Genomic DNA, 7,870 nt, shown 5'->3' with positions numbered 1-7,870 from the left:
CTCCCCACCTCCCCACACCCCATAAAAACTAAATACTTTTGAAATCATTCTCTGAATCCTGATAATTTTCCCTAAAATCTATCAAGTGAGAGCGTGAGGCTATAAAGATTGGACGACAACTATCAAACTTACTTAAATCGGTTGGCACGCTTGACGTTGCCGGAAGCCTACAAATCCCAAGCCCAGCATATCCAGGAATCTTCTAAATTCCAGATCAACTCTGGGGTGAGAGAAGCAGCTGCCTTTCCTGGCTATACGTTAATTACACCGCCTGCTGAAGAAGAATCAGAAAACTCTGTTTTCTATGGCAAATTACAGATTTACCAACAGGAACTTTTGCAGTTACCTGTAAATCGTGATTTGATTGTGCCCGTACCTCCTGCTAGCTTCCATCTGACTTTAGCGGATTTAATTTGGGATAATGCCTTTCTTGACGCCCGCGAAAAAAATCCTCAATTCGATGAAGAGTTACACTCTCGTTTAGGTGAAATCTTCCAGCAATATCAACAATCCATGACAAATAGGAATCATCCTATCAAATGGGAAATGCTGGGATTGATACTCATGCCAAGAGCTATAGCTGTTTGTTTAGTACCTAAGGATCAACGCTCCTATGATGAAATTATTCAATTTCGCCGAACAATTTATCAAAATCCGAAGTTAATCGCTTTGGGTATTGAGCAGCACTATCACTTTACAGCACACATTACATTAGCCTATTTTGGTGAAATTCCATCTGATTTAGACCGTACAAACTTCAGTACGCTTCTTTCTGGGTTAAATCAACAATGGTTGTTGAATTTGCCAGAATTTTCCATTGACCGCGTAGAGCTGCGTAAGTTTGATGACATGACACATTACGATCGCCAACCAAATTGGCCGGTTTTACAATTTTGACCTGACACTAGTATTTTTCAACAAATAAACTTGTCTTGAAAATAGGGTATTGGGCATCGGGCATTGGGCATTGTAAAAGAATTGTTTAGTACGGTGCGTTATGCCCAAGGCTAACGCACCGTTTTATTTGATTTTTATGATGAACCGTCAACAGTTAACGGTTAACAGTCAACATAGCTAACTAATCCCCAGTTCAACTGCGGCGATCGCACTCGGCAATGCGGTATTGTATTATCACCTAAGTTATTTAGCAGAATAATTCCGTCTCAATTTCTCAAAAATCCAGGCTAAACATTGCACTTTTAAGAAAAATCCTTTAGCAATCAGTATATAAGGCTGGGATGAGACAACCCGAAAGTCAAAAGAGTATCACCTATACCCGCGTTATCCACTTAAGCCATGTCATTGATTTGGATATTCCCCAATGGCCTGGCGATCCCCCAGTAGAATTTGAAACTGTGGCTGAATCCAATAACGATGGTTATTACCTGCGGCGTTTTTCCTTGGGGGAACATAGCGCCACCCACATGAACGCCCCTAATACTTTTTATAGTCATAGTATCGGAATTGACCAATACCCAGCCCGTTCCTTGGTGGTATCTGCGGTAGTTATAGATATCCGCGAAGCGGTGAAAGTTGATTTTAATTATGCCCTAACCATAGCCGATGTTGTGGCTTGGGAAGCACAACATGGTGAAATTCCCGCCGAGTGTGTAGTTATATTGAATACTGGTTGGCAAAAAAAGTGGTTTGATAAAAATGCCTTCTTCAATCAGGATGCTGAAGGAATCAGCCACTTTCCAGGGTTTGGTAGCGATGCCACCCAATTTTTACTTGAACAACGGCAAATTGCTGGAGTTGGAATTGATACTCATGGTGTAGACCCAGGACAGGATACCAGCTTTGCTACTAACCGCTTGGTATTAGAACAACCGCGCATTGTGCTAGAGAATCTCACCAATTTGGAACAACTGCCACCATTAGGTACTACTCTAGCGATCGCACCTCTGAGATTACGTGGTGGTTCTGGTTCTCCTGTGGGGGTTTTGGCGTTCGTACCTTAAAGCAAAGAATTCAGAATTCAGGAGTCAGGAGTCAGAATTCAGGAGTCAGGAGTCAGAATTCAGAATTCAGGAGTCAGAATTCAGGAGTTAGGTTTTTATGTTACGCACTCGGCTTTAGGAGTTCCCACCTTCTTAGGTGTAAAGGTGCAAAGGAAGAAATAAAATTGCGATCGCAACACATGAAAACTGCTGTAAACCAATATTCATTAGCCAGCCAGATTCAATTCTGACTCCTGAATTCTGATTTCTGGATTCTGACTTGACGATAACGTAGAAAGTAAGCAAACTTAGTACCAAAATCCACTGAATTATCAGTCGGAGGTCTTTGTGATGATAACTCCGCTTTCTTGCCGCAATTTCATAGACGGTGAATGGTTGACTGCTGTAGGGGAAGCAACTCTCGAAAGCCGCAACCCTGCTGACAGAAACCAACTGGTTGCTACATTTCCCCGTTCCCAAGTTCAAGATGTAGATACAGCAGTAGTAGCAGCCCGTAAAGCCTACCAAACTTGGCGTCAAGTCCCAGCCCCAGCCAGGGCAGAATACATTTTTAGGGTTGGAGAAATATTACTCCAACACAAAGAAGAACTTGCCCAATTAATCAGTCGAGAAATGGGTAAACCCCTGACAGAAGCTAGGGGAGACGTGCAAGAAGGTATTGACTGCGCCTTTTACAGTGCTGGGGAAGGAAGGCGACTTTTTGGGCAAACTACACCCTCGGAAATGCCGAATAAATTCGCTATGACGGTACGAATGCCCATTGGTGTTTGCGCCTTAATTACCCCGTGGAATTTTCCGGTGGCCATTCCTTGCTGGAAAGCTATGCCAGCATTAGTTTGTGGTAATACAGTCATCCTCAAACCTGCTGAAGATACACCTGCTTGTGCAACTAAATTAATTGAAATTTTCCAACAAGCAGGTTTACCGCCAGGAGTAATTAACTTGGTGCATGGCGTGGGAGAAGAAGCGGGAAAAGCTTTAGTGGAACATCCCAATGTTGATTTAGTGTCCTTTACTGGTTCTTCCCAAACCGGCGCTTTTGTGGGGGCGACTTGCGGACGCACTCACAAGCGGGTTTGTTTAGAAATGGGCGGCAAAAACGCCCAAGTGGTAATGGAAGATGCCGATTTGGAACTGGCTTTAGATGGTGCGGTGTGGGGTGCTTTTGGCACAACCGGTCAACGCTGTACCGCTACCAGTCGCCTTATTTTGCATCGAGATATCAAAGAAAAATTTACTGCTATGCTTTATGAGCGTGCTAGTAAATTACGCTTGGGTGCTGGCAATGACCCCAATACAGATATCGGGCCGATAATTAATGAAAAGCAACTTCTACAGGTAAGCAAATATTTAGATATTGCCCGTGAAGAAGGAGCAAAAGTTTTAATTGGTGGGGAAATCGCATCTGAAGGCGAATTAAAAAATGGTTACTTCTTTCAACCGACTATTTTGGATGAGGTAAATCCCAACATGCGCGTTGCCCGTGAAGAGATATTCGGCCCAGTGGTGGCATTAATTGAAGTTAATTCTTTTGCAGAAGCGATCGCCATTGTCAATGATACCAAATACGGTCTTTCCTCTTCTGTTTACACCCGCGATATCAACCGCGCTTTTACTGCCATGCGCGACATCGAAGCTGGCATCACTTACATTAACGGCCCCACTATCGGTGCAGAAGTACACTTGCCTTTTGGTGGCGTCAAACAAACCGGCAACGGCCACCGCGAAGCCGGCACCACTGCTTTAGATGTATTCACCGAATGGAAAAGCGTTTATGTTGACTTTTCTGGAAATTTGCAACGCGCCCAAATAGACAACAGAAATAATTCCTAATGGGGCATGGGGCATGGGGCACTTGTACTGAGCGTAGCCGTTGGCGCAGCCTCTCGCAGAGAAGTATGGGGCATGGGGCATAGCGTATGAAATCGGGGGAATAATTCTAAACTCCTAACTCCTAACTCTTAACTCTTAACTCCTAACTCCTAACTCCTAACTCCTAACTCCCACGTGCCTTAAATCATCATTAATTCTAAAAAACTATGTTAAGTATTCCTATTAATTTAAATTTACCCCGGACACCGCGCTTAATAACTTCTTTGCCTGGGACTCGCGCTCAAGAAATTATACAACGCGATCGCGCTGTGACTTCCCCTTCTTATACCCGCGATTACCCGTTAGTTGTGGCTCGCGGTGAGGGTTGTATGGTGGAAGATGTAGACGGAAATGTGTTTCTCGATATGACCGCAGGTATCGCCGTCACTGCCACCGGACACGCCCATCCGCAAGTTGTTAAGGCAATTCAAGAACAGTCAGCGCGTTTGCTGCACATGTCAGGGACGGATTTTTATTATGAACCGATGGTGGAATTGGCAGAAAAGTTAGCTATTCGCGCCCCGTTTCCTCAACCAAAGGATCGTGCTGGATTTCCGGCCAAAGTATTTTTTACCAATTCTGGAGCAGAGTCTAATGAAGGAGCGATTAAACTAGCTCGATATTACACCAAGCGATCGCTCATCATCGCATTCTTAGGCGCATTTCACGGACGCACTTATGGGGCAATGTCTCTGACTGGTTCCAAAGTAGTGCAGCGAGCTAATTTTGGCCCTTTAGTTCCTGGTGTAACTCATATTCCCTACGGCACTCACGGCAGCTTAGATTACTTAGAAAAACAATTATTTACCACAACTTTACCAGCACAAGAAGTAGCAGCAATTGTAGTTGAGCCGATTCAAGGAGAAGGTGGCTATATCGTACCAGACGACGGCTTTTTACAACGGATTCGCCAGATATGCGATCGCCACGGTATTTTAATGGTGGTGGATGAAGTCCAAGCCGGTATGGGGCGCACAGGTCGCTTATTTGCCATCGAACATTGGGGAGTAATGCCTGATATTATTACCACCGCCAAAGGTATCGCTAGCGGTTTGCCCTTAGGGGCGATACTTGCTAGACCAGAGTTAATGACTTGGCCTCCTGGTTCCCACGCTACCACATTCGGCGGTAATCCCGTAGCTTGTGCGGCTGCTATTGCCACTCTGGAACTACTGGAAAGCGGTTTAATGTCCCACGCAACCGAGATGGGAGAATTTTTACAAGCTGGACTGATGGAATTACATAAAAAATTCCCTAGAGTATCGATACCACGAGGTAAAGGTTTAATGGTTGCGGTGGACTTATTGGATGAAGCTGGTAATCTCGATGGTAAATTGCGCGATCGCATTATCCAAGAATCCTTTTTACGAGGTTTATTATTGCTCGGTTGTGGCAAAGCCGCAATTCGTTTTTGCCCACCTCTAGTCATCGACAGCGACCAAATTCAAATCGCCCTCCAGATTCTCTCAGACATCCTCTAAGAGACTTGATATTGTTCGTGGTTGACTGTTGACTGTTGACGGTTCACAGTTAACAGTCAACGCTTAGTTTTGAGAACCCTCTTTAGTTATAAAGACTTTTATTTTGCGTCAAGACAATTTCAGCCGCTTGATAGTTATTTTCAGAGAACATTTTTTTTACTATTCGTAATCCAAAATCTAAAATTTAAAATCCAAAATGGTATTACGAATTAGTATAAATTCATAAAATGACAACAATCGAAACGCGTGGCATCTGGCTGACTACTACTGATAGTCAAGTTCTTAGATCTAAGGAAAACATTGCTCAGGCAATGGATCTTCTTGCTGAAACAGGATTTAATGTTGTGTTTCCCGTTGTTTGGAATCAGGGAGTAACTTTATACCCCAGTCAAACCATGCAGCAGTATTTTGGGGTTGAAATTGACCCCAAGTCTGTAGGACGCGATCCTTTAGAAGAAGTGGTGGTAGAAGCGCGACGAGTGGGGTTAAAAGTTATCCCTTGGTTTGAATATGGTTTTGTCAGTTCCTACAATTTGAATGGCGGCGTTCTTTTACAGAAAAAACCACAATGGGCTGGGCGGGATTCTAATGGTAATTTACTCAATAAGAACGGTTTTGAGTGGTTGAATGCCCTAGATCCGCAAGTGCAGGAATTTATATCCAGCTTGGTGCTAGAAGTTGTTAAAAATTATGATGTTGATGGTATCCAAGGTGACGATCGCTTGCCAGCATTTCCTTCTGAAGGTGGCTACGACCAACTAACTCTAACACGCTATCGCCAAGAATTTCATCGCGACCCGCCATTAAATCCCAAGGATAGACAATGGCTACAGTGGCGTGCAAATATTCTCACTGATTTCTGGGCACATTTGTATGAACAAGTTAAAGCAGTGAATTCTAATTTATTAGTGGCGATCGCACCTAATATTCATGATTGGGCTTTTGTGGAATATCTGCAAGATTCGCCCACATGGCTCAATCGGGGAATTGTCGATATCATCCATCCGCAGATTTATCGCCGTGATTTTAGTAGTTATCAAACCATCGCCAACAAGCTAGTAACTCAACAATTCACTGACACGAACTTGTCAAAGTTAGCCCCAGGAATTTTAATGAAGCTTGGTAATTATTGTATTAGTCCAGAATATTTAGTGCAGGCAATTGAATACAATCGGCAAGTAGGCATTCCAGGTGAAGTATTCTTTTTTTATGAAGGGCTACAAAAAAATAATCATGCCCTAGCGAAAGTTTTGCGAAACGGCCCTTATGCTAAATCCGCATCATTCCCTACTCTATCAGATTTGAGTCGGCGTGGTGAGAGTAAGATTAAATCAACTTCAATTTGGCAAGGAGTAGCGAGGTTTTTGAAAAATCTTTAGCAATAGACCTCTTGCAAAAGTTACTTTTGCAAGAGGGGGGAAAGGGAAAAGGTTAAAGGGAAAATGGTTGTTATTTGCCCTTTCCCCGGTTGGTGAGCTTGTCGAACCATTACCCCTTACCCTTTTCCCCACTTCTCTTATAAGTCTAATCAAATCAGATTTTTATACTGACAATATTTTTTCTGAAATTCTTCTGGAATTTTAATCGGACGACCATTTTGTAAACTAATAAAAGCACCCTTTTGTGTAGCTACCGCCGCTAATTTTTCGTTAGATAAAATTTCCGCTTTCACAGTCCACTTCAAACGACCTAAATTACTCAACCATAAACGACCAATCACGCGATCGCTAATTTTTATCGAACGTTTATACTCAATTTCAGTTCCAGCTAAAACAGGTGCATATCCCTGCTCAAGTTGTTGATTCAGTTGCCAATGTTCATCTAAAAATTTTAAACGTAAATCCTCTAGCCATCTAATGTAAACAATATTGCTCACAATTCCCACAAAATCTATATCATACGTCCTTACAGGAATTGCTAATACCACTTCAAATGGTCTATGTAATTTCTCATCTACTACTATCATAATTTTTCCTGAATTCAAGATTTTTTAAGACCAATCGGTCTGTAAAATATTACAATTATCCATGTCATAAAATTGCGGTTAATTCCTGAAATTCAACTAAATAGGATAATTTTAAACTTCTACTTTGTAGTTTAAGACTAACTCATCACCAGGTAAACCTCTAATACCCCAGTTATGCTTAGGCGTTTCAAAAATTGTAATTTCAATATCTGTAAGAGAAATATTCAATTTTTCATGGATATTTTGAATCAGGTGAGTAATTAGTTGTTTCTTAGTTTCCACCGTTCGCCCCTCAAACATACTAATTTCAATGATTAGATAATTTACAGACCTATCAGGTGGATAATAGAAATCTGATTTATCAAGTGGAAAAAAACGGTGAAATTTCTTATCAGGAGGAAGCTGTAAAATATCAATCATAGAGGTATGGATGATATTTGAAAGTTCAGCCTTAATACTATTTAATTTATCTGCTAAGCCATACACTTTGATTTGTGCCATATATTTAAACTTATACCGATTCAAAAAATGTTTGCGACAGATACCCCACCCGCCTGACGGCACCCTCCCCTTGGCAAGGGGAGGGTTGG

General features: G+C 42.3%; 7 protein-coding genes. 5 read left to right on the top strand and 2 right to left on the bottom strand.

Features of this window, described 5'->3' with window-relative positions:
- The first annotated feature begins 108 nt into the window (after positions 1–108).
- The 5 genes from GNE10_RS29115 (at position 109) to GNE10_RS29095 (ending at position 6,693) form a co-directional block, all read left to right on the top strand.
- Complete coding sequence (locus tag GNE10_RS29115; protein ID WP_185569153.1) at positions 109–897, top strand: DUF1868 domain-containing protein; 789 nt, start codon at positions 109–111, stop codon at positions 895–897.
- Positions 898–1,238: 341 nt separating this feature from the next.
- Complete coding sequence (locus GNE10_RS29110; RefSeq protein ID WP_185569152.1) at positions 1,239–1,961, top strand: cyclase family protein; 723 nt, start codon at positions 1,239–1,241, stop codon at positions 1,959–1,961.
- A gap of 330 nt (positions 1,962–2,291) precedes the next feature.
- Positions 2,292–3,794: an aldehyde dehydrogenase family protein gene (locus tag GNE10_RS29105; RefSeq protein ID WP_185569151.1), complete on the top strand. Its 1,503-nt coding sequence runs from the start codon at positions 2,292–2,294 to the stop codon at positions 3,792–3,794.
- Positions 3,795–4,000: 206 nt separating this feature from the next.
- Complete coding sequence (locus GNE10_RS29100) at positions 4,001–5,314, top strand: acetyl ornithine aminotransferase family protein (protein ID WP_185569150.1); 1,314 nt, start codon at positions 4,001–4,003, stop codon at positions 5,312–5,314.
- A 227-nt stretch (positions 5,315–5,541) separates the two neighbouring features.
- Positions 5,542–6,693, top strand: coding sequence for a glycoside hydrolase family 10 protein (locus GNE10_RS29095; protein ID WP_185569148.1), 1,152 nt, complete (start codon positions 5,542–5,544; stop codon positions 6,691–6,693).
- Positions 6,694–6,842: 149 nt separating this feature from the next.
- Here GNE10_RS29095 and GNE10_RS29090 read toward each other — a convergent pair whose 3' ends face one another.
- Together GNE10_RS29090 and GNE10_RS29085 are read right to left on the bottom strand one after the other, a co-directional pair.
- The gene (locus GNE10_RS29090) at positions 6,843–7,280 is read right to left on the bottom strand and encodes a thioesterase family protein (RefSeq protein ID WP_185569147.1); all 438 of its coding nucleotides are present in this window, start codon (positions 7,278–7,280) and stop codon (positions 6,843–6,845) included.
- A 111-nt stretch (positions 7,281–7,391) separates the two neighbouring features.
- Positions 7,392–7,781 (bottom strand): tautomerase family protein, encoded by a 390-nt coding sequence (locus tag GNE10_RS29085; RefSeq protein ID WP_185569145.1) that lies wholly within the window; start codon positions 7,779–7,781, stop codon positions 7,392–7,394.
- Between the last annotated feature and the right edge of the window lie 89 nt (positions 7,782–7,870).

Source organism: Nostoc sp. 2RC, from assembly GCF_014222165.1.
Taxonomy (GTDB): domain Bacteria; phylum Cyanobacteriota; class Cyanobacteriia; order Cyanobacteriales; family Nostocaceae; genus Nostoc; species Nostoc linckia.
This window is presented reverse-complemented; position numbering and strand designations above follow the sequence as displayed.